Here is a 23,324-nt window from a genome sequence, read left to right as displayed (position 1 = left end):
ACCGCCCTACCTTTCGACAAAAAAACCGGAGCGGGCGCGCTCCGGTTTTTTGTCGCATCCCTTGCGGTTTGCGGTTCTGGATTTTTTGAAAAATCGCGGCGGCTTATTTGCCCATCGCCTGGAATTTGGGCGTGAGGTATTCCGCGCAACTGTCGAGCGAGGCAAGCTGCATGTAGTCTGCCTCGGGAACCTCGATGCCGTGGCGTTTGCGCAGTTCCATCACGATGTCCAGAAAGTCCATCGAGTCGAGTTGGAGCTGGTCGCGCAGGCGCACGTCGGGCTTGAGGTTGGTGAGATCTTCATCAGGCGCGATGTCGGCGATGATTTCGATCACGAGCTTTTTGCATTCGTCTTTAGTCATGCTGTGTGGCGTTGTGTTGTGTTTGGAAAAATGTCGGTTGGCGTGTTGTCAGGGCCTCAGGCCACGTATCGTTTTATGATGAGCGTGGAGTTGATGCCCAACATACCGAACGAGTTGTTGAGGATAGCGTCAACCCGTTTTGCCTTCACGGGCGCATTTATCACGAGGCCGGGGAGCGCGCATTTCGGGTCGAGATTGTCCACGTTGATCGTGGGGTGCACGACGAGGTCGTCGAAACTGGGCAGGTTGCCCGCGAGTTCGAGCGCGCCCGCCGCGCCCATGGCGTGCCCGATGAAGCTTTTGGTGTTGTTGATGTATGTGTCGGGGCAATCCTGAAAAACGGTGCGCAGGCCGTCGGCCTCCTGGACGTCGCCGAGCGGTGTGGCGGTGGCGTGCGTGTTGACGATGTGGATGTCCGACGGCCGCAAACCGGCGCGCCGGATCGAGGCGGCCACGCATTCCGCCTGGCGCTCGGGGTTCGGGAGCACGTAGTCGGAGGCGTCGGAGTTCACGTGGTAGCCGGAGATCTCGCCGTAGATTTTGGCGCCGCGCTTGAGCGCGTCGTCGAGGCGTTCGAGCGTGTAAAGCGCGCCGCCCTCGGAGATGACGATGCCGTTGCGCGCGAGGTCGAAGGGGCGCGAGGCCTTTTTCGGGTCGGAATGGGATGCGAGCGCGTTCTGGCTTTTGAACGCGGCGAAGATGCCGAATGTGTGGATGCTTTCGCTCACGCCGCCGCAAATCGCGAGGTCGACTTCGCCGAGGCGGAGCATTTGCGCTGCGTGAATGAGGCCCATGTTGCCGGCGGCGCACGCCGCGCCGATCGTGTAGGCGGGGCCGGTGACGCCGAGGTTGAGCGAGGTTTCGCCGGCGGGGTTATTGGCGACGGTGCGAGGGTTGTGGTAATGCGACCAGAACTTCGTGTCGTAGTTGTATTTCGAGAGGCTGTAGATTTCGTTTTCAGTCTCCACGTTGCCGTGCTCGGTGATGCCGATGTAAATGCCCGTGCGGTCCTTCGCGACGGACTCGACGGGAATCCCGGCGTCGGCCAGTGCCTCGTGCGCGCAGTAGATCGAGATCGACCCGGCGCGGGTGCCCACGCGCACCTCTTTTTTCTTCTGGTATTTGAGCGGATCGTAATGGCAGACGCCCGCGATCAGCGGTCCCATGTAGCGCACTTCGAGCGGTTCAATGCCGCCAACCCCGGCGAGGAGGTTTGCGCGAAACTCGGCAAGCGAATTGCCGTTTGGAGCGGTGAGGCCGACGCCTGTGATAACGATGCGAGGAAGATTCATGCGGACTTATATGCGGACAATGTGCGGGTTAATACGAAAAATGAAACGAAAATAGCTAGCCAACCCCCGCGCACAATCAATACAACATTCACTTCGCATGAATGTTTTAATTGCAGGTGGAGCTGGTTACATTGGCAGCCATTGCGTGCGCCAAGTGGCCGCCGCGGGTCATCGTCCCGTGGTGATTGATAATCTTGTGTTCGGCCATCGCGAGGCCGTCGCGCCCGACGTGCCCTTCTACGAGGCGAATCTCGGCGACGAGGCCGCCGTGGGCAAAATCCTCGTCGATGAAAAAATCGACATCGTGATGCACTTCGCGGCCTACATCTTTGTCGGCGAATCCGTCCAGGAGCCGATGAAGTATTACTTCAACAACGTCGTCTCCACGCTCCAGCTCCTGAGGACGATGCACTCGAAGGGCGTCAAAAAATTCGTCTTCTCCTCGACCGCGGCGACCTACGGCATCCCTGAAAAAATGCCCATCACGGAGGATTCCCCCACGAATCCGATCAACCCCTACGGCCGAACCAAGCTCGACGTCGAGCACGCCCTGCACGCCTTCGCGCGCGCCTACGGGCTCAGCGCGGCGGTGTTCCGCTATTTCAACGCCTCCGGCGCGTCCGAGGACGGCGCCATCGGCGAGGATCACTCGCCCGAGACGCACCTCATCCCGCTCGCCATCGGCGCGGCCACCGGGCAGCGCCCGCCGCTCAAGCTCTTCGGCGGCGACTACCCGACGCCCGACGGCACATGCCTGCGCGACTACATACACGTCGACGACCTGAGCCGCGCCCACATCGCCGCCTTCGACAAGCTCGCCGAGCCGGGCAAGGTGTTCACCTGGAATCTCGGCACGGGCACGCCCGTGTCAGTTTTGGAAATCATCCGCGCCGTTGAAAAAGTGACCGGCAAAAAAGTGCCCTACACCATCGCCCCGCGCCGCGAGGGCGATCCTCCCGCGCTCTACGCCGACTCCACCAAGGCGCAGCGGGAGCTCGGCTGGAAGATCAAATACCACGACATCGAATCCCTCGTCGCCAGCGCCTGGAACTGGCACTCGAAGCATCCGAACGGATACGGAAAGTAAGCGCGCTGCGAATCCCCCATAGGCGCTAACTTGTTTGTCATGCTTCGCACGCCAAGGGCGTGCGATTCGTCAGCCCAGAGTCGAGCTTGCGAGACTCCGGGTAAATTGTCTCCTACCACGCGCGCTTGGCGGGTTCGCTCTCCAGCGCGTCCTGCACTTCGCTCGAAAGCAGTGGAAAGAAATCCAGGCCCGTGCGCTGTTCTATCTCGCGCACGCTTGCCAAATATTTTGACGGATCCTCCTTTGCCGCGATTGCGCGATGCGGCACCAAAAACGCCTCCGTGCGCATGAGCCCGGTGTCGGTGATGTCTTTGGTGGACGCGTCTTTTTCGTGCGTTGAGATTATCAGGAAAAACGCGTCCGGCACGCTTACGTCCGAGCCGATTTTGACGGGCGTTTTGCCCGCCTCGTAAACCGGGCCGCACATTACCCAGACCTGGCCGAATCGGCGCGTGTAGCGCTCGATCACGCGCGATTCCATCGCCTCCCAAAAGGCCGCGTTCAGGCCGTGCAACTGCGGCACGACATTCGACATGAGAAACGTCTCCACCTGCGCCTCCCCGCCGTGGCACACCGCAATCGCGCGGTTCGGCGCCATGTGGCCGCGGTCGTATCCGGAGTTTGAATACGCGGAGGAGCGCACCTTGGCGCGCGTGCGCGGATCGGGCGCGAACTTGTCGGGGCGCTTGCCCGATTTGTATTTCGGCGGAAACACGCGGTAGGCCACCCATGCGGGGTTTCGGTGATTGTTGTCGTAGCCCGCGAGGTAGCCTTTGTTTTGCAAAAAATCCAGGGGTTCGGGCGACGCGGGCGTGCCGCCCAATACCATCAAGTCGCTTTCGATTGTCACGCCGGGGGCGACGGTTTTTCCGCGGGCGAGCGGGATTTTGTCCGAAAGCAAATCGAGCCAGAAAACCAGCTCGCGGGGCATCGACCTGTTTTCACGCGCAAGGTCGATCACGTTGAGCGTCACGGATTCGATGCGTTCCCGCGTGGCGGGCGGGGCGAGGCGGTGCCAGATCGCAACCCCGCCCAGCAATCCAAAGACGATCAGCCCGCAAACAAGCAGGCGGCGCAAATTCATGCGCCTGCGATTGCGCGTTTTTTTGCGGGATTTGCCCCTTGCCATGTCTTACTTCGCCGGTCCCCAGTGACTGGTGAACGGATAAAACACCCACAGCGGGCGCCCCACCGCGTCCTTCTTCGGCACCTCGCCCCAGTAGCGGCTGTCCGAGCTGTTGTAGGAGTTGTCGCCCAGGGCGATGTATCCATCCTCGGATACGGTGTAGGTTTTCCCCTCCGCAAGAAGTCCGATGTCTTGATAGCCGCGATATTTTCCGGACCGGGTGGCATTGTCATCAAACGCTTTTGCGCCGGTGATCGGCGCGCCGTTTCGGTAGAGCACGCCGTTGCGCACCTGAAGTTTGTCACCCGGCTGGCCGCCGAGGCGCTTGATGTAATAGCTGTCGATATGGTTGCGATTTTCGTCGATGGTGCCGGGGATGTTTGTCGTGCGGAACACAAAACCGGAGCCGACCCTCGGGCGCACGAAATGATAGCTCATGCGGTCCACGAAAAGTTGATCGCCGGTTATGATGTCGAATGAGAGCGCTCGTTCGCCTTCCTTCACGTATTTGCCCGTCCGGAAAAACTGAATGCGCACCGGGTTTCCGTTCGAATCAGAGCCCGTGCGTTCCACGTAATCCATTTTGGCGAGCGCCGTCTCGAAGTCGGGCGCGTCCGGGGCAAGCGCGTCCCGGAGGAGCATGCGCATGTCGAAATCCTGGGGCACTGAAACGCTCGCCATTGGCCTTACCTCGACCCCCGTCGCGCCGTTGGGCGTCCTCTTTTCATTGCCGACGTAAAACTCGTATTGATATTGGGCCTGGGGGAAAACAAGCCACTGGCGGCCTTTTGACGGCGAGCGGAGGAGCCGGCCATTGGCCATCGGTATGAGCAATTCTCCGCCGGCCTGCGCGTCAACCCGGTGGGCGCTCGCCCCCAGCGTTATTTTGCGAAACAGGTTCGCGGCCGCGCCCGGCTCGTCCTCAATCTTCGCGTGCACCTCGGGCACCATGCCGTTATAGGTGGGCCACATCGAGTTGGTCGGAATCTTGAACGGCTGCACAAAAAACTGCCTCATTCCGATCAGCAGAATCGCCGCGACCACAAAGAACTCCACCCACTCGCGCAATCCGCTGTGCGGGTAAATGCGCCCGCCTGTTTTTCGCAGCACCGGCTCCAGCTCCTCGATGGACAGCTTGAGTTTTTCGGCCCCGGCTTTTTCGCGAACCTGCGTGCGCAGGGTCTCCGTCTTTTTCTGCAAGTCGGCGAGCTCGGCCTCGCCCAGTTCGTCGCGCCGGTAGTTGAAAACGCGATCCGCGACATCGAGCCAGTTGCGCGCATTGGTGCGCATTTGTTTATCGGGCGAGGTGAAGAGGCCGAACATGGCGGAGAAATGAAAAGTAGCGAGTAGTGAGTAGTGAGTAGCGAGTAGAATGGCTGCGACGGTTGAGGCGCGAGTTTTTTCTTGATGTCTTGTCACTCGCTACTCGCTACTGTTTTCTAATTTTTGAGCACTTGAATGAACGCATCCGGGGGGATCGAAACCTTGCCGATTTGTTTCATCTTCTTTTTGCCCTCCTTCTGCTTTTCGAGGAGCTTGCGCTTGCGGGTGATGTCGCCGCCGTAGCATTTTGCGGTCACGTCCTTGCGCATTTCGCGGACGTTTTCGCGCGCGATGATCTTGCCGCCGATTGCGGCCTGGATTGCCACGCGGAACATTTGCGGCGGGATGATCTCGGCGAGTTTTTCGCAAAGCTCGCGGCCCTTTCCCTCGGCCTTGCTTCGGTGCACGATGCTTGAGAATGCGTCGACCGGCTCGCCGTTGATGAGAATGTCCATCTTGACGAGGTCGTCGGCCTTGTATTCGCCGAGCTCGTAATCCATCGAGCCGTAGCCGTGCGTGACGCTCTTCAGCCGGTCGTTGAAATCGACGAGGATTTCGTTGAGAGGAAGGATGGCGGTGAGCATGACACGGTTGGCGTCGAGCGTGTCGGTGTGGTCAATGACGCCGCGTTTTTCCATGATGAGCGAGAGGATGTCGCCCATGCTGGTGTTGGGAATGAGGATCGACGCGCGGATGGTGGGCTCGGCGATGTATTCGATGGTGCCGGGATCGGGCAGGAGCACGGGATTATCCACGTCGATCTCGGGCAGGCCGTGCGCCTTCACATGGTAAACGACGCTCGGGTAGGTGGAGATGATTTCCACGTCGTGCTCGCGACGGATGCGCTCCTGGATGATTTCCATGTGCAGCAGTCCGAGAAACCCGCAGCGAAAACCGAAACCGAGCGCGATGGAGCTCTCCGACTGGTATTGAAACGCGGCGTCGTTGAGGCGGAGGCGTCCGAGCGCGGCCTTGAGTTTTTCGTAGTCGTTGGACTCGAGCGGATACAGTCCGCAAAAAACCATCGGGCGCACCTCCTTGTAGCCGGGAAGCATCTCGGTGGCGGGCTGGCGCGTGAGTGTGATGGTGTCGCCGATCTTGATGTCCGAAGTGTCCTTGATGTTGGAGACGACATAACCGACATCACCCTCGCCGAGCATGTCGATCTTCACCATCTTCGGGGTGAAAATGCCGACCTCCTTGATCTCGGCCTTTTGGCCGGTGCTCATCAGCGTCATGCCGTCGCCGGCGCGCAGCGCCCCGGAAAAGACGCGCGCGTAAGTGATGACGCCGCGGTAGGAATCGTAAAGCGAATCAAAGACAAGCGCGCGCGTGCCCTTGTGGTCGCGCCAGCGCGGGGGCGGAATGCGCGTGACGACGGCCTCCAGAATATCCTGGATGCCGATGCCGGATTTGCCCGAGGCGAGAATGGCCTCGTCGTGCGGAATAAAAAGAATGTCCTCAAGCTGCTGGAGGCAGAGGTCGAGGTTTGCGCTGGGAAGGTCGATCTTGTTGATGACGGGGATGACCTTGAGATTTTGTCCGGTGGCGAGATGCGCGTTGGCGACGGTCTGCGCCTCGACGCCCTGCGCCGCGTCGATGAGGAGCACCGCGCCCTCGCAAGCGGCGAGCGAGCGCGAGACCTCGTAGGAAAAGTCGACGTGCCCCGGCGTGTCCATGAGGTTGAGCTTGTAGGTGCGCCCGTCCTTGGCGCGGTAGTGCATGGTGACGGGGTGGCTCTTGATGGTGATGCCCCGCTCTTTTTCAAGGTCCATGGCGTCGAGGTGCTGGTCGGTGAGGACTCGTTGTTCGACGGTGTTGGTGTGTTCGAGCAGGCGGTCGGAAAGCGTCGTCTTGCCGTGGTCGACGTGGGCAATGATGCAGAAATTGCGTGTCAGGATTTCGTCCATTCTGGTGCGTAAAAAGTCTGGTGCGGTAAGGGCGTCGCGATTCGTGTTGATTGGCGTGTGATTTGAAACCCATCAAGTTGCAGGCGGAAGCGCGCGGGAGCAAGCGGCGAAATTACGGAAAAATCAGTGTTGATTTCCGCGCGCAGGCGGGCACGGTTTTGTGTTCCCGCTTATTTTTGCGGGCAAAAAACCGTCGGACGCTTAGCTCAGTTGGTTAGAGCACGTGCTTCACACGCACGGGGTCACTGGTTCGAGTCCAGTAGCGTCCACCATATAAAGCAATTGAGAGCAAAGGACTTGTATGGTTTTTTGCGCGATCACAGCAAAATCAGTGGAAATGTAATTTTGGCTGTTTTCCGTCGGTTTTACGCGGTTTCTTGTTCCTTTTCGGAAGCCTCAAAGACCATCTTTGAAGCAGATCGATCCAGTCGAAACGAGGTAACGCGGATAAGGTTTTTCCACTGCGAAAGCAGGCGGCAAAATTTTTTGACCTGAAAAACACGCGCACCACTCGGTGCCAATTCCGGTGTCCCGCCTCCCCTCGAGATCCGCCACAAAAGCAGCTTGAAATTCGTGCGGAGGGACCGGGAATTTCAACTGACACGATGCTTCGATTTCTCAGCCAGTGCAACAGCGTCGCACTCACAAAGGCAGGGTGGCGTGGTCGCAGGGTGGGGCGTGAGGCAATCAAAACCGTCCGCTTTGCTGGTGAACTCCCGCAGTCGATAACCGTGGTGTAGATGTGGCATTCGCACGATCATCAATTTATCCCGAAAAGAGCGCGCGTGGGACAGTCGCTGAACGATGCCGGGACGCGCGGAAAGTGTCTGTTGCAAACTTGACACATGGAAAAACACGTCCATCACACAGCACTCAGTCAAAAATCCACGAACTTACCCGCCTCATCCCGCACACCCCGTGAACAACGTTTCCCATGACCAAGCTCTTGACGCGCCGCCATGCGCGACCATCCCGCTAAAAAAGGCGCGCTGGTTCGAGGACGAGGTGCATGTTCATGACGCGAGGCTCAAATCCTATTTGCGCGGTTCGTTTCCTTCGGTCGATGTCGAGGATGTCGTGCAGGAATCCTACTTGCGCACTTGGATCGCAAGCGCGACCAAGCCCGTCAGGTCGGCCAAGGCGTTTTTGTTCACCGTGGCCAAGCGCCTCGCCCTCAATTCGCTCCGGCACAGGAAAAAATCCCCCATGGTTGCCGTGCCGGATTTGGCCGCGCTGGATGTCGTGGATGAAAGCAAGGACACCGTCGAGGCCGTCGCCGTCAGCGAGGAAATCGCGCTGCTTGCCGAGGCCCTCAACTCGCTTCCGCCGCGTTGCCGCGAAATCATCATTCTCCGGGCGTATCAGGGCCTTTCGCAACGCGAGGTCGCCACGCTTCTTTCCATCAGCGAGACCACCGTCGGGACGCAGGTCTATCAGGGCATGCTCCGGCTGGAGGCATTTTTCACCAAGCGCGGCTTGATCGAGTCGTAAACAAAGCAAGGCAATGGATAACGACTCCGACAAAAAAAACATTTCCGAGGCCGCCGCGCGCTGGTTCGCCCGGCGTGACGCCGGTTTGTCTAAGGCGGAGACGGCGGAGTTTGAGCAATGGCTCGCCGCGGACACGCGGCACGGGGCCGCGTTTGATCGCTACACTCGCGCGTGGGCGGCGCTTACGCGCCCGGTGCGCACAGGCGAGCAGGGCGCGCTCGCGCATGAACTCCAAGCCCAGGCGGGCCGCCGCAGGCGCGGGCGCCGGGCGCGGGTTGCGATCACGGCCGCAAGCGTCGCCGTGGTCATCGCCTTCGCGGTCCTGTGGCAGCGACCTTCCGCCGACGTGGCGCCGGTGCTGGCGGACGCGCCGCAAACGCAGCAACGCGAAAAAGGTGTCGTGACAGTGACAAGCCCCGAGCGGCGCGCGCTTGAGGACGGCTCGACTGTGGAGTTGCGTCCCGGCGCCGTCATCGACGTGCGCTACGACGATGAGGTCCGCCGTGTCGTTTTGGTGCGCGGCGAGGCGCATTTCCAAGTTGCGAAAGGCCTGCCGCGCCCGTTTGTGGTTGAGGTTGACGGCATGGAGGTGCGCGCGGTCGGCACGGCGTTTGCCGTGGAACGCGGCACGGCGCGCGTGGAGGTTTGGGTCACTGAGGGGCGCGTTGCGGTGGAGAAACCGGCGACCCTTCCGGACGGGGAGGGCGGGCAGGCTTTCGAGGCGGAAAGAGATCCGGACTGGGATGAGCCGACGGCGCCCGCGCCGGTTGCCGCCAAGCCTGTGCTCATGGCAATTCTTGGTGTTTGCGAGCGCGCCGTGCTGGAGACCGCGCCTTGGGCTCCGCCGCCTGTCGTGACGACTGTCACGTCCGACGAAATCAACAAGCGCATGGCCTGGCGTATTTCGAGACTGGAGTTTTCCGCGACGCCGCTGGCCGAGGCCGTGGAGTTGATCAACCGTCACTCGCAGCTGCCCGATGGCAGTAAAAACGCGCGCCTTGTGCTGGACGAGTCCATGTCCGGCCTGATGACGGAGCCGGTGAGCGGTTATTCCCATGCCAATGATATCGAGACATTCGTGCGCCTGCTCGGCGCGAGCATGGGGATTGAAATTGAGCGTCGCGGGGACGAAATCATCCTGCGTAAAAGGGAAAAATAATCCCTGAGGGAATTTTTTCGCATTTTCCCATACTAAATTTTTGCCGCCGGGGTGTCCTTATCCATGTATGACCTCCCGACTTTCGACCCTTGTTTGCACCAGGCTGCTTGCGATCTTGTTGTTGAGCTGCGGCTTTTCCGCGTGCCTCTCCGCCAACGATGGCGCGATTGATGGCGTGGCGAAAAAACATGCCATCGACGTGCCCGCGGACACCGTCGAGAACGCCATCAAAAAACTTTCCCTGCAAACCGGCGTGGACATCATCGTGCCGACAAAGGCCGTGCGCGGCCTCCGTTCCAATCCCGTCAATGGCGAATACACCGCGCGCGAGGCGCTGGAAATCATGGTCGCGGACACGGGCCTCGTCGTGACGCAGGATGCCAGAGCCGGCGGTCTTACCGTGCACAAGGCGAACGCCGCGCGGGGCGCAAAAAAAAACAGACTCCGCGCAAGCACGGACGGGGAAAATGAGGCTGGCGGGGAGCGCGCCTCCGCCAAGGCGCAAACCGTCATCGTCACCGGCCGCGTCTTCAACAACGCCATCGGCTACTATGTGAAAAGCGCCGAGGTTCGCGTCGAGGGCACCGACAACCATGTCTACACCGAGGACGGCGGCACCTACAGCATCAGCGTCCCCTCCGGCCCCGTCACGCTCGTCGCCAGCTACGCCGGCGTGCAGTCCGACATACGCATCCACGAGGCCAGCCCCGGCGCCGCCAACACTGTTGATTTCGAGTTGCGCGTTCTTGCCGGCGACTCCGCCGCCGGCGCCAAGGACGGCGAGGAAATCGTGCAGATGGATCGCTTCGTCGTCTCCGAGGATCGTGTCGGGCAGGGCAAGGCCATCATGGAGCAGCGCGCCGCGATCAACGCCAAGTCGGTCATCGCCACGGACAATTTCGGCGAGCTTACGCAGGGTAACATCGGCGAGTTTCTCAAATACATGCCCGGCATCACGCTCGACTTTGGCGAGTCCGAGGCCGCCGGCGTCCGCATCGGCGGGCTCGACTCCAAATACACCGCGTTCACCACTGACGGCGTCGTCATGGCCACTCCGGCCGCCAACCGCTACACGCCCCTCACCACCCTCAGCATCACCGGCATCGAGTCCATTGAGTTCAACCAGACCCTCACCGCCTCGATGGACGCCGGGGCCGCGGCCGGCAACATCAACTTGAAAAGCAGGTATGCGTTCAACATCAGAAAGAACACCTTTCGCTGGCAGGTCAGCCTCGACGGCACCATGTCCCGCCTCGACTTTGGCCGCGACTACATGCCCGACGACCGTCTGCACAACCGCATCCAGCCCGGCGTGCTGATGAATTATGGCGGCACGTTTTTCAACCGGCGCCTCGGCATCGAAGCCAGTTTTTCGCGCTACGCCACGTTCAACAACCAGCAAATGGTCCGCGTGAACTACGCCTACCACATCGGCAAGGGGGAGCCGGAATTTTCCGACAGCCCGATTGTCAGCGAAATCTCATGGAGACCCGGTCCGCAGTTTTTCACGCGCACGTCCGGCAACCTCAGCGTCGATTATAAATTCTCCAAGAACCTCATCCTCTCCGTGCGCGGCAACATGCACAAAAACGACGGCCAGTTCATCAATCAATACATCGCCATTCGCGCCGAGAAGGATTACGGCACGGTCTCCCCGGACAGCCTCGCCCCGCCCGCCGGCTACCAGCCCGAGTCCTCGCTCATCTACTGGGCCGTGGAGCCCACCTCCGCCACAAGCAACGACACCCGCATCTACACCAACTCATCCCATCGCTGGAACACCTTCAACAGCCGGATGATTTCGCCGCGCCTAATCTACAAAAAAGGCTCCCTCAACGTCGAGCTGCGCGGCACCTACACCAAGGCGGTCACAAACACGGACGACATTGACAAGGGCTTCTTTCGCTCCGCCAACTCGCGCATCTCCGGCATTGGTTTCACCGCCTCGCGTCCCGACGCCAACTCCCCGTCCTGGACGCTGGTTCAGACTCGCGGCATGGACTGGTCCGTCCCCGAAAACTGGGGCCGCACCACCTACGATTCCGCCCTCTGGAGCACACCCGAGGACACAAAAAACACCCAGCGCTCCGGCTATCTCGACATCACCTACGCGCACCGGCTCTTCGGGCACCCCGTCACCTTCAAGGCCGGCGGCGGCGTGCGCCGCAACGACTACACCTTCGACGCCGAGGACAACCGCTACAATTACGCCGGCCCCACCGGCGACCTTGCGCAGACCTATGTGCCGTGGACGCAAAACTACGTTTACAAAATGGATTTCGGAAACATCTCCGACCAAAACTGGCGCGCCGACAACGACTATGCGATGGGCTCGCTTTTCCACGATTTTCCCGGGTATTTCATACCCGACACCATTCGCAATTACGCCCGCAACATCCTCCTCGGGCGCTCCGCCTTCGAGCGCGTGGACGCCGGCTATTTCGAGGCCACCACCCGCGTTTTCCGCAAGGTGCAGCTCAACGCCGGCGTGCGCTTTGAAAACACCACCACCGAGGCGAAGATCACCAAGCGGCGCACCGACGCCGAAATCGCGGCGGCCAAGGCCATCGCCACGCAGGAGGAAATCGACTCCGGCATGTTTGACGGCAACGCCAGCATCGCGGGCATCAACTACCGGTATTACGACGGTCAGCGCTTCACCCGAAAAACCAACTACGACAACGTCTTCCTCTCCGGCGGCCTCAAGTATGAAATAACCCCCTCGCTCCGCTTCCAGCTTTCCGCCTCCCAGTCCATCCTCCGTCCCAGCTTTGCCGATGTCGCCGGCACGATCCGCTACTACGACGAAAACTACAGCACCGACATCTGGGTGCCCAATCCCAACCTCAAGCCCGAGCGCACCACCAAGTATTACGCCGGACTCCATTATTACCTCAACCCCGCCGGCATCGTCGCCCTCTCCGTGTTCCGCCTCGACATCGCCGACAAGCAGATCAGCGGCATCAACATTTCCACCGAGCAAGCCGAGAGCCAGGTCGGTTATCCGCTCGGCGAGGTGATTGTTGACGAAACCACCGGTGACGTTGTGCAAAACGACATCACCTATCGCTCCACCATAAACGTCCCCGGCAGGCGCACGGTTTACGGCGTCACCCTCGAATACAATCAGCAGCTCACCTTCCTTCCCGGCCTGCTCAAGGGCCTGAGCGTCTTCGGCTCCTACTCCTGGTCGGACATGCAAAACGACAGGGAAACCTCCGAGCGCATCGGCCTCATCGACCGCTCCGCCAACGGCGGAATCCGCTACCGCTACAAACGCTTCAACATCCAGCTCCGCGCCTCCTGGCAGGACGATTCGCTCAAGCGCGTCACCATTCCCGTCGCCGGCCGCAACTGGGTGTCCAACGACCGCATTTATCTCCAGTCGCGCATCGTCCACGATCTCTCCGGCGGCATCAACCTCGGCAACAACCTCGAATTCGTTTTCAGCGTCCGCAACGTCCTCGACGCCCCGCTCATCTACTACTCCAACGTCCGCGGCCGCATGCACGAGTATTACCGCACCGGCGCCATCTGCTCCTTCAGCATCAAGGGCTCTTTCTGATCCCGCGTGCCCGCGCAAGTCAACCGCCACAAGTAGAAGCCAACCCATTTGCCCATGAACACACCCGTCCGCCGCTTGAACCCAACGCTGAAACTGGCCGCCGCGCTCGTCGCGCTATGCGCGGCAGGCGCCGCCGTCGCCCGCGCCGCCGAACAATACCGGCACTCTTTTCAGAACAGCCTCGTCACCTCCGACACGATGTGGGTCATCCAGACCGGCACCTACTACATGTCCCCCGGCTCGTGGACGCTCACCGGCATCGATTTCACCAACACCAACCAGGCCGGCGCTTACATCGACACCTCCGCCATCGACGCCAACGCAAACGCCACCTACTCCACCACGGTCACCTTTCGCAATGTCACCGCCCATGCCGGCGGCGCCACCTCCGCCCTCCGCCGCCAGGCCGTCAGCGTTCGCAACGGGGCCACGATTAATATTTTCAGCGGCACCCTGACCAAGGAGCACGCCGACACCGTCATCGACAGCAGCGAGGCCGTGAACGTTACCGGCCGCTCCACCTTCCACGGCGAGGACATCCTCATCCAGGCCATCGCTCCCCGCGTCCGCGCCCTCAACATCGCCAGCGACTCCGTCAACAAAGTCACCCTTGTCAGCTCCACGCTCACCACGACCGGTAGCGCCGCCGCGCTCAACTTCGCCGGCGCGGGCCGCGCGTATCTCGACAATGTCGCCATCGCCACCACCGGCAACTCCGCGCCGGGCGTCCAGTTTGCCCGGAGCATCGCCCTCCTCGACTACGACGGCGGCACAATCCGCACCACCGGCGAAAATTCTTCCGGCCTCTGGCTCGGCGCCGGCAACGTCGCCACGCACGTGAAGGCCGTGTTGAAAAATGTGGACGTGCGCGCCGACCAAGGCGCGGCCCTCGACATCAACACGCACATCCCCGACTTGCTCGAAGGCCCGACTATTCCCGAAAACGGAAGCGTCGGCTCCACCGGGCTCTATGAGGTTGCGCTGGAAAACTCCACCCTCTCCGGCGCGCTCGGCTCCATCCGCATCACCTCTAGCGCAACCAACGGCGCCGCCACCGCCTCCGCCGAAATCCCCACCCGCGCCATCATCACTCTCCAGAGTTCCACCCTGGCCGGCGATGTGAGCGTTCGCTCCGCGGCCCGCCTCGAGCTCACGCTCGCCGACAGCCGCCTCGACGGTTCGCTCCGCGCCTTCGACAACACCGCCGGCATCCTCAACCTCTCCGGCGCCACCACCATCACGGGCACCCTCGCCGCCACCGGCGCCGCCACCCTCGAAATCAACCTCGACAACCACACCCTCGCCGCCCCGATCCACCTGGGCGACACCGCCGGGGCCAGCATCAACGCCGGCGCCGACAGCCGCGTGGCAGCCCCAATCACGGTCGATCCCGGCGCCACCCTTCGCTTCAATCTCGCCGGGGCCGGAGCATTCCGCGCCGGCACAGTCAACCTTTCCGGACGCCTGCGCATCTCCGGTCCCGCCATCCTCGACGAGCCCCTCGCCCTCAACGGCTCCGATGCCACCATCATTTTTGCCAACGCCGCAGGCGACGATCTCACGCTCGCCGCCGGCGCCACCGGCACCGCCAGCCTTGTTGTGGAAAGCCTCGCGCCGGGCGCCCTCGGCCAGTCCCAAATCCGTCTGGTCGTTGACGAAACCGGTTCCCTCTCCGCGAACACCTTCACACTTGCCGGAAGCGGCACGATCGATCTCGGCCTCGCCACCTACACGCTCGAAAACAGCGGTAGCGGCGCGTATCTTGTCATCGGCTCGCCGGCCTCGGGCGGCTACATCGGCTCCCTGCTCAACATCACCGCCGCCGCGCCAGCCGCCTTCCTCGGCTCGCTCGACCCCGTCCACTCGCACCTCGCCTCGCGCAGGGAAGCCATCGGCGGCCCGCTCAGCCCTGTTCGCAAGCCCATCGCCAAGGGTGACTCCGGCTCCCTCTGGATGCGTTTTCGCGCGGGCAGCCTCTCCGCCGATTCCGACAACCTTTTCACCTCGTTCGACCAAACCACCACCGCGCTCGTTGTCGGCGGCGACATCAACTGGGACACCGCCTCGGGAGACTCCATCACCGCCGGCGCCTTTGCCGACCTTTCCAACGCCGAGTTCGATTTTCCCGGTTCCGCCGACGGACGCACCCGCTCCGTCGCCGGCGGCCTCTACGCGTCATGGTTTCACCACTCGGGCTGGTTCGCCACCGCCACCGCCCGCCTCGATTCCCTCAAGCACAAACTCGACACGCCCGCCGCCGATCTCCGCGCTCGCTACAACAACCACGCCGTCGGCGGCGCGGTCGAATTCGGTCGCGGCATCGCATGGCGCGCCTGGTGGTTCGAGCCCGCGTTGCAAGCCGCCTTTGTTTACATCGACTCCGCCAAGTTCACCACGCAATCCGCCGCGGCCGAAAACCGCGCCGGCGTCAATATCGGCTCGACCCGCGCCGTCCGCGCGCTCGCCGCGCTCCGCGCCAGCCGCACCTTTGGCGAAGGGCCATTTTCCCTGCACGCCCGCCTCGCCGCCGTCCACACGGACGCCAGCGGCGGCTCCGTCCGGGCGGCCGGATTCTCCTCCTTCACGCGCCAGCTCGAAGGCTGGTCGGGCGAGGCGTCAATCGGCGCCGCCTGCAACCTCGGCGCGTTCGGGCGTGTTTCCGCCGAATGCGGGCACACCCTCGCGGATGATTACGACCGCCCCTGGACCCTGTCCATCGGCTACAGCTACGCATGGTAAACGGCGGACGTCCGCGCCCAAATTAATTTTATATTAAAACAAACGACTATGAACACTCCCCTCCATCCAGCCGTGAAACTCAAGCTCGCCGCCGCGCTGGCGCTGGCATTTTGCGCGGCGAATGCGGCGTGGTCCGCCGACGTGTTTTGGAATCCCGGCGCCGGCGTCTCCGGCACCTGGTTCACGCCCGGCGGCTGGAATGAAACCACCGCCGCCGGCACGCCGCGCAACGCCCCCGGCGTCGCCGACAACGCCCGCGTCACCAGCGGCACGGTTGCCGTCGACCCCGGCGTTTCCTCCACTGTCGCCACCGTCCGCATCGGCGATGCCGCCGGCAATGACGGATCCGTCACCGTTGGCGGACTCTTGCGAAGCACGGGGCTCCTCCACGTCGGCTCCAACGGCACGGGTGAGCTCAACATCCTCGGCACGGGCACCGTCATCAACGCCCTGGGGCACATTGCCTCCGGCGCAAACTCCAGCGGCACGGTCACGGTTGGCGGCGTCTGGCAGAACACCGGCGATTTTGTTGTCGGCGCCGGGGCCAATTCCTCCGCGCTGCTCACGATAAACAATGGCGGCACACTTTCCACTGTCGGCACATGGATGGCAAACTCCACCACGGCGAGCGGCACGGTTGTCATCAACAACGGCGGCCTTTGGCGGAGCACCGGCCACATCAATGCCGGCAACAACGGCGCGGGCACGCTCGAAATCAAGGCGGGCGGCACGCTCTCCGGTTTATCCCTTACCGTCGGCAACAACGCCTCCGGCAACGGCACCGCCATTGTCGGCGGGCTCATTTCAAACAGCGGCGGTCTGACTGTTGCGCAAAACGGCAGGGGATTTCTCAACATCCTCGACACCGGCACCGTCACAACCAATGGCAATATTCACATCGGCTGGGGTGGAGCCGCCAGCGGCACCGCCACCGTCGCCGGCCTCTGGCAAAACAACATGAATCTCAACATCGGCACCAGCGGCACCGGGGTGCTCACTGTCATCGCGGGCGGCACCGTCACCAACAATTACGGATACCTCGGCCTCAACGCCGGAGCCCGGGGCGCGGCCACCGTCGGCGGGGTTTGGAAAAACGCCGGCAACCTCTACGTTGGAAACGGAGGCGCGGGCGTGCTTGACATTCTCTCGGGCGGCACCGTCACCAATGCCGCGAGCCACATCGGCTCCGGCGCAAACTCCAAGGGCACGGTTACGGTTGCTGGCGTCTGGCGGAACACGGGCGATTTTGTGGTTGCCGCCGGGGTCAATTCCTCCGCGTTGCTCACCATCAACAACGGCGGCACGGTTGAAAGCGTCGGCACATGGATCGCAAACGCCACCACGGCGAGCGGCACGGTTGTCATCAACAGCGGCGGCCTCTGGCGCAACACGGGCGATCTCAACATCGGCAACAACGGTGTCGGCGTGCTTGAGCTCAAGGCCGGTGGCACACTCTCCGGCAACAACAGCTTCATCGGCAAAAACGCCACGGGGCGCGGCACCGCCACCGTCGCCGGTCTCTGGGCAAACAGCGGCAACCTCACTGTCGGCAACAGCGGCACGGCCACGCTCAACCTCCTCGGCGACGGACTTGTCACCGTTGGCGGCGCGTATTCGCAAAACGCCGTCTCGACGCTGTCCGTTGACGTCTCCGGCCGCGCCGCCAGCGCGCCCTTTGTGCGCGCGGGCAGCGCCAGCCTCTCCGGCACGCTCGTCTTGAAAAACGCCCCCGCCTTTGCCAACGGCGGCAGCGCCAGCGGACTGGCGTTTTATCAGATAATCGCCGCGACCGGCGCAATCAGCGGCTCGTTTTCACAAGTCACCGGCCTAGCCGCCGTCCCCGCGGGCGTCGATTATGTTTATGGCGGCGCGTTTGTTTCCAACGGCGGTAAAATTTTGTCCGCCGGCTACGGCCTGCGCTGGTATGCCGACGCCGCCAACAACAGCGGCACCATGACCATTGGCGCCGGCGATACATTTGTCATCGATGCGCTTCCCTCCCTCAGCGGCGCCGAAGGAGTGGGGCTTGTTGATCGCACGACGGCAAACGGCGGCCCCGGCTCCGTCAACTGGGACGGCAAGTCGCTCGTGAAGCTCGGCGACGGCACGCTCATACTTTCGGCCACTAATTATCACACCGGCACCACGCTGGTTAACGCGGGGCAACTCTCCATCACCGGGTGGACTGGCAGCAACGCCGCCGGCATCGTCGGAGGAGCCGCCGGCGCGAGCGGCACGGCCAATGTCTCCGGCTATTGGCAAAGCACCGGACACCTCCACGTCGGCTCCGGCGGAGGCTCGGGCGTGCTTAACATTCTCGGCACGGGCACGGTCGTCAACGGCGCGGGAATTCTTGGCGCCGGCGCGAACTCCAGCGGCACGGCCACGGTGGATGGACTTTGGCGGAACACCGGTAATTTTGAGGTCGCCGCCGGAGCCAATTCTTCCGCGCTGCTCACGATAAACAACGGCGGCACGCTTTCCACTGTCGGCACATGGATCGCAAACTCCACCACGGCGAGCGGCACGGTTGTCATCAACAACGGCGGCCTTTGGCGGAGCACCGGCCACATCAATGCCGGCAACAACGGCGCGGGCACGCTCGAAATCAAGGCGGGCGGCACGCTCTCCGGTGTATCCCTTACCGTCGGCAACAACGCCTCCGGCAACGGCGCCGCCATTGTCGGCGGGCTCATTTCAAACAGCGGCGGTCTGACTGTTGCGCAAAACGGCAGGGGATTTCTCAACATCCTCGACACCGGCACCGTCACAACCAATGGCAATATTCACATCGGCTGGGGTGGGGCCGCGAGCGGCACCGCCACCGTCGCCGGCCTCTGGCAAAACAACATGAATCTCAACATCGGCACCAGCGGCACCGGAGTGCTCACGGTCATCGCGGGTGGCACCGTCACCAATAATTACGGATACCTCGGCCTCAACGCCGGAGCCCGGGGCGCAGCCACCGTCGGCGGGGTTTGGAAAAACGCCGGCAACCTCCACGTTGGCAGCGGAGGCGCGGGCGTGCTCGACATTCTTTCCGGCGGCACCGTCACCAATGCCGCGAGCATTATCGGCTCCGGCGCGAACTCCAGTGGCACGGTCACGGTTGCCGGCTTTTGGCAGAGCACCGGTAATTTTGAGGTCGGCGCCGGGGCCAATTCCTCCGCGCTGCTCACCATCAACAACGGCGGCACGGTCGAGAGTGTCGGCACATGGATTTCCAACCACGCCACCGCGAGCGGCACGGTTGTCATCAACAGCGGCGGTCTCTGGCGCAACACCGGCGACCTTAACATCGGCAACAACGGCGCCGGCGTTCTCAAACTCAATGTCGGCGGCACGCTTTCGGGAAACAACAGCTACATTGGCAAAAACGCCGGCGGCAGCGGCACCGCCACGGTCGGCGGTCTTTGGACGAACAGCGGGCTCCTCCACGTTGGCAGCAACGGCACGGGGTTCCTCGACATCCTTGCCAGCGGCAGTGTCCTCAACACCGGCGCAAGCCACATCGGCTCCGGCGCAAATGCCAGCGGCACCGTCAACATCGCCGGACTCTGGCGAAACACGGACGCCGTCACCATTGCCAACAATGCCAATTCCAAGGGCGCGGCCACTGTCGGCGGAGACTGGTGGATCGGCGGCAATTTTGTGGTCGGCGCCGGAGCCAATTCCGCCGCGCTGCTCACCATCAACTCCGGTGGTGTCGTCGAGAGTGCCGGCACATGGATCGCCAACCACGCCACGGCAAGCGGCACGGTCGTCGTCAACAACGGCGGCCTCTGGCGGAGCACCGGTAATATTTTTGTCGGCAACAACGGCGTCGGCGTGCTCGAAATCAAGACGGGCGGCACGCTCGCCGGAGTCTTCGGCGGCATCGGCAACAACGCCACCGGCAGCGGCACGGCCACGGTTGGCGGACTCTGGACAAACAGCGGTGGCCTCACCGTCGCCCAATCCGGCACAGGCGTCATGAGCATCCTCGGCAGCGGCACCGTCACCAACGGCACCGCTCACATCGGTTACGCCGCGGCCGCGAATGGCTCGGTCACGGTTGACGGCCTCTGGCAAAACGGCGCCAACCTCAACATCGGCAGCCACGGCACGGGCGCGCTCGACATTCGTGTCGGCGGCACGGTCACCAGCAATGCCGGCTATATCGGACTCTTTGGCGCCGGCAGCGGCACCGCCACGGTCGCCGGTCTCTGGCGGAACGCCTCCGCCCTTCATGTCGGCAGTGCGGGCGCGGGTGTGCTCGACATTCTCGGCGGCGGCACCGTTACCAACGACGGCGCGGGCTACATCGGCTTCGACGCCAATTCCACCGGCGCCGCCACCATCAATGCCGGCGGTCTTTGGCAAAACACCGGCGACCTCACCATGGGCAACAACACCAATTCCACCGGCACGGCCACGGTCGGCGGCGCGTTGCGGATTGGCGGCAATTTTGTGGTCGCAGGCGGAACCAACGCCGGCGCGCTGCTCACCATTAACAATGGTGGTGCGGTTGAAAGCGTCGGCACATGGATCGCCAACCACGCCACCGCGAGCGGCACGGTCGTCGTCAACACCGGCGGCCTCTGGCAAAGCACCGGCAATATTTTTGTCGGCAACAACGGCGTCGGCGTGCTCGAAATCAAAACGGGCGGCACGCTCGCCGGCGTCTTCGGCGGCATCGGCAACAACGCCACCGGCAGCGGCACGGCCACGGTCGGCGGCCTCTGGACAAACAGCGGCGGTCTCACCGTCGCGCAATCCGGCACAGGCGTCATGAGCATCCTCGGCAGCGGCACCGTCACCAACGGCACCGCCCACATCGGTTACGCCGCGGCCGCGAATGGCTCGGTCACGGTTGACGGCCTCTGGCAAAACAGCGCCAACCTCAACATCGGCAGCTATGGCACGGGCGCGCTCAACATCCTCGCCGGCGGCACCGTCACAAATAATTACGCCTACATCGGTCTCTACGCCGACTCCCGCGGCACCGTTTCCGTCGATGGCCTTTGGCGGAGCACGGGCGATTTTGTGGTCGCGGGCGGAGCCGGCGCCAACGCGCTGCTCACCATCAATGACGGTGGCGTCGTTGAAAGTATCGGCACATGGATCGCCAACGCCGCCAATGCGAGCGGCACGGTCATCATCAACGATGGCGGCCTCTGGCGAAACACCGGTGATCTCAATGTCGGCAACAACGGCGTCGGCGTGCTCGAAATCAAGACCGGCGGCACGCTCTCCGGCAACAACAGCTTCATCGGAAAAAACGCCACGGGCAGCGGCACCGCCACCGTCGCCGGTCTCTGGCAAAACACGGGCAACCTGACCGTCGGCAACAACGGCGTCGGCACGCTCGTCATCACCGGCCAGGGCCTCGTCTCGTCGGCCGGCGCGTATTCGCAAAACGCGGCATCGACCTTGGCCGTCGATTTTTCCGGACATGACGCGGAGACTCCGTTCGTGATCGCCAGCACCGCCTCGCTCAACGGCCAGCTCAATGTCTCGGGCCTCTCGGGCGCCGTCACCGGCATCACGAAGGCCAGCGAAATACCCACCGACACCTATCTCCTCCTCCGCGCCACGGGCGGCATCACGGGCGAGTTTGCCGACGCCGCCATCACCGGCGTCAGCGGTCTGCCCAGCTACATCACCGTCGAGCGCCAGGTCATCGACGGCACCGATTACCGCGTCGGCTACGCGCTCTCCGGTGTCTTTGACCTCGCAGGCGGTGAGACTTTCGAGGTGGACATTCCCCTCGTCGACAAACTTGCCGCGGGCAACTGGGACGGTTCCTCGCTCGTCAAGACCGGCGACGGCACACTCCTCATCAGCTCCAGCAACAGCTACACGGGCTTCACCCTCGTCAACGGCGGCGTGCTCCGCTACATCGGTGAAAACGCCCTCGCCAGCCTGAACGGACAACTCATCAACAACAGCATTGTCGACCTTTCCGTTCCGCTAGCCGACGGATCGCAACGCACGCTCAACGTCCCGTCCCTCGCGGGCTCCGGCACGTTCCTGATGACAATCAACTCGGACGACCACACCAGCAGTCTCCTGCTCGTCTCCGGCGACGCAACCGGCACGCACCGCCTCATCATCACCGACCTCCGCGCCGATGCCGGCGGATTTCTCGAAAAAGAACTCGATTACCTCACGCTCGTCGATTTCGCCAACGCCGGCCTGAACGACGCCACCTTTGTCGGCGGTTATGACCGGGGCGCGGCGTTCTTCCCCGTCCAGACGCGCCCTGACGGCTCGGTCGGCTTTGACGCGCCCGATCCGAGCGCGGCCGCTGAGACGGTCTTCGGTGTTCCCGCCGCGCAAAACATCCTCTGGCACGCCGCGCGCGACAATGCCGCCCGCCGCCTTGACGACCTCCGTTCCCAACCCGTTTCCGATGACATGGGTGTCTCGCTCTGGACTCGCGCGCACGCCGGCCATGTTTCCATTGATGCCGAGCGCAACTTCACCCTCGACAACCTGGGCGTCGCCATCGGCGGCGATTACGCATGGCGGCTCGACAACTCGGTCCTTCACACCGGCGCCTATCTCGCCTACGCCCATGCCTCGCAGGACTTCCGCGCCATGCCCTTTGCCGGGTCGGCCGACAGCGACAGCGATTTTCTCGGCGGCGGGTTTTACGCCCTCTGGCAGCATTCCGAAGGCTGGTTTGTCAGCGCCAGCCTGACCGGGGCGAGCCTGAAAACCGACCTCGATTCCGCCGACCAAAGCGACCGCGTCACCACGGCGGAGCGCTCCTCCAGCGCGTTTGGATTCGCGCTCGAGGCGGGCCGCCGCTTCCAACTCGACAAAGGCTGGTTCGTCGAGCCCTCCGTCCACGCGGGCATCTCGCGCATCAATCCCTCCGGCGACACCGCCTCCAATGCCGCCGCCGGCACCTCGATCAACATCGACCCCGACGCCACCGATATCGTCATCGCCCGCGCCCGCGTTCTCACCGGACGCGCGTTCGATCTCGCCGGCGGCTCGCGCCTCCAAGTTCACGGCCGCCTCGGCGCCGTCAACGAAAGCAGCAGCGGCGGGAAGGTCTCTGTTGTTGATAATTTCGGCTACCGCTTCAGCCGCCGTCCCAATCTCGACGGTGTTCGTGCCGAGGCCGGAGTCGGTGTCATCTGGGAGCCCGCTCCCGGCAACCGCCTCTATCTCGATTACGACGCCGCCTATGGTTCCGACTACAAACAGCCCTGGGCCTTCAGCCTCGGCTACTCGCATCAATTCTAATCATGCACCGCTTCCTAACTCTCTTTCGCGCA

11 protein-coding genes and 1 tRNA gene are annotated in these 23,324 nt (G+C 62.7%); 7 read left to right on the top strand and 5 right to left on the bottom strand.

The features are described 5' to 3' along the window. Nucleotides 1–103: 103 nt before the first annotated feature. Both CKA38_RS01825 and CKA38_RS01820 read right to left on the bottom strand, forming a co-directional pair. Nucleotides 104–361 (bottom strand): acyl carrier protein, encoded by a 258-nt coding sequence (locus tag CKA38_RS01825; protein ID WP_108823975.1) that lies wholly within the window; start codon nucleotides 359–361, stop codon nucleotides 104–106. 56 nt (nucleotides 362–417) lie between these two features. Continuing rightward, complete coding sequence (locus tag CKA38_RS01820; protein ID WP_108823974.1) at nucleotides 418–1,653, bottom strand: beta-ketoacyl-[acyl-carrier-protein] synthase family protein; 1,236 nt, start codon at nucleotides 1,651–1,653, stop codon at nucleotides 418–420. A gap of 97 nt (nucleotides 1,654–1,750) precedes the next feature. Between CKA38_RS01820 and galE the strand changes: the two genes are divergently transcribed. Beyond that, nucleotides 1,751–2,740: a UDP-glucose 4-epimerase GalE gene (gene galE / locus CKA38_RS01815; protein ID WP_108823973.1), complete on the top strand. Its 990-nt coding sequence runs from the start codon at nucleotides 1,751–1,753 to the stop codon at nucleotides 2,738–2,740. 112 nt (nucleotides 2,741–2,852) lie between these two features. Here galE and CKA38_RS01810 read toward each other — a convergent pair whose 3' ends face one another. The 3 genes from CKA38_RS01810 to lepA form a co-directional block, all read right to left on the bottom strand. Continuing rightward, complete coding sequence (locus tag CKA38_RS01810) at nucleotides 2,853–3,824, bottom strand: DNA/RNA non-specific endonuclease (RefSeq protein WP_161554662.1); 972 nt, start codon at nucleotides 3,822–3,824, stop codon at nucleotides 2,853–2,855. A gap of 48 nt (nucleotides 3,825–3,872) precedes the next feature. Next, on the bottom strand, nucleotides 3,873–5,189 hold the full coding sequence (lepB, locus tag CKA38_RS01805) for a signal peptidase I (RefSeq protein WP_108823971.1): 1,317 nt from the start codon (nucleotides 5,187–5,189) through the stop codon (nucleotides 3,873–3,875). A 116-nt stretch (nucleotides 5,190–5,305) separates the two neighbouring features. Beyond that, nucleotides 5,306–7,099, bottom strand: a complete 1,794-nt coding sequence (gene lepA, locus CKA38_RS01800; RefSeq protein ID WP_108823970.1) for a translation elongation factor 4 — start codon at nucleotides 7,097–7,099, stop codon at nucleotides 5,306–5,308. A gap of 195 nt (nucleotides 7,100–7,294) precedes the next feature. On the opposite strand from lepA, the gene CKA38_RS01795 reads away from it, so the two are divergent. From CKA38_RS01795 to CKA38_RS01770, 6 genes are all read left to right on the top strand, one after another. Then, a tRNA-Val gene (locus CKA38_RS01795) sits at nucleotides 7,295–7,371 on the top strand. A gap of 646 nt (nucleotides 7,372–8,017) precedes the next feature. Continuing rightward, complete coding sequence (locus tag CKA38_RS01790; RefSeq protein ID WP_161554661.1) at nucleotides 8,018–8,590, top strand: RNA polymerase sigma factor; 573 nt, start codon at nucleotides 8,018–8,020, stop codon at nucleotides 8,588–8,590. A 13-nt stretch (nucleotides 8,591–8,603) separates the two neighbouring features. Further along, nucleotides 8,604–9,749: a FecR family protein gene (locus tag CKA38_RS01785; RefSeq protein ID WP_108823968.1), complete on the top strand. Its 1,146-nt coding sequence runs from the start codon at nucleotides 8,604–8,606 to the stop codon at nucleotides 9,747–9,749. A gap of 67 nt (nucleotides 9,750–9,816) precedes the next feature. Continuing rightward, on the top strand, nucleotides 9,817–13,314 hold the full coding sequence (locus CKA38_RS01780) for a TonB-dependent receptor domain-containing protein (RefSeq protein WP_108823967.1): 3,498 nt from the start codon (nucleotides 9,817–9,819) through the stop codon (nucleotides 13,312–13,314). Between the two features lie 54 nt (nucleotides 13,315–13,368). After that, the gene (locus tag CKA38_RS01775; protein WP_108823966.1) at nucleotides 13,369–16,053 is read left to right on the top strand and encodes an autotransporter outer membrane beta-barrel domain-containing protein; all 2,685 of its coding nucleotides are present in this window, start codon (nucleotides 13,369–13,371) and stop codon (nucleotides 16,051–16,053) included. 48 nt (nucleotides 16,054–16,101) lie between these two features. Next, complete coding sequence (locus CKA38_RS01770) at nucleotides 16,102–23,292, top strand: autotransporter-associated beta strand repeat-containing protein (protein ID WP_108823965.1); 7,191 nt, start codon at nucleotides 16,102–16,104, stop codon at nucleotides 23,290–23,292. Nucleotides 23,293–23,324 lie beyond the last annotated feature (32 nt).

It is taken from the genome of Ereboglobus luteus (assembly GCF_003096195.1).
Classification (GTDB): domain Bacteria; phylum Verrucomicrobiota; class Verrucomicrobiia; order Opitutales; family Opitutaceae; genus Ereboglobus; species Ereboglobus luteus.
Note: the sequence above shows the minus strand (reverse complement) of the source record. Positions and strands in the feature narration are given on the sequence as shown.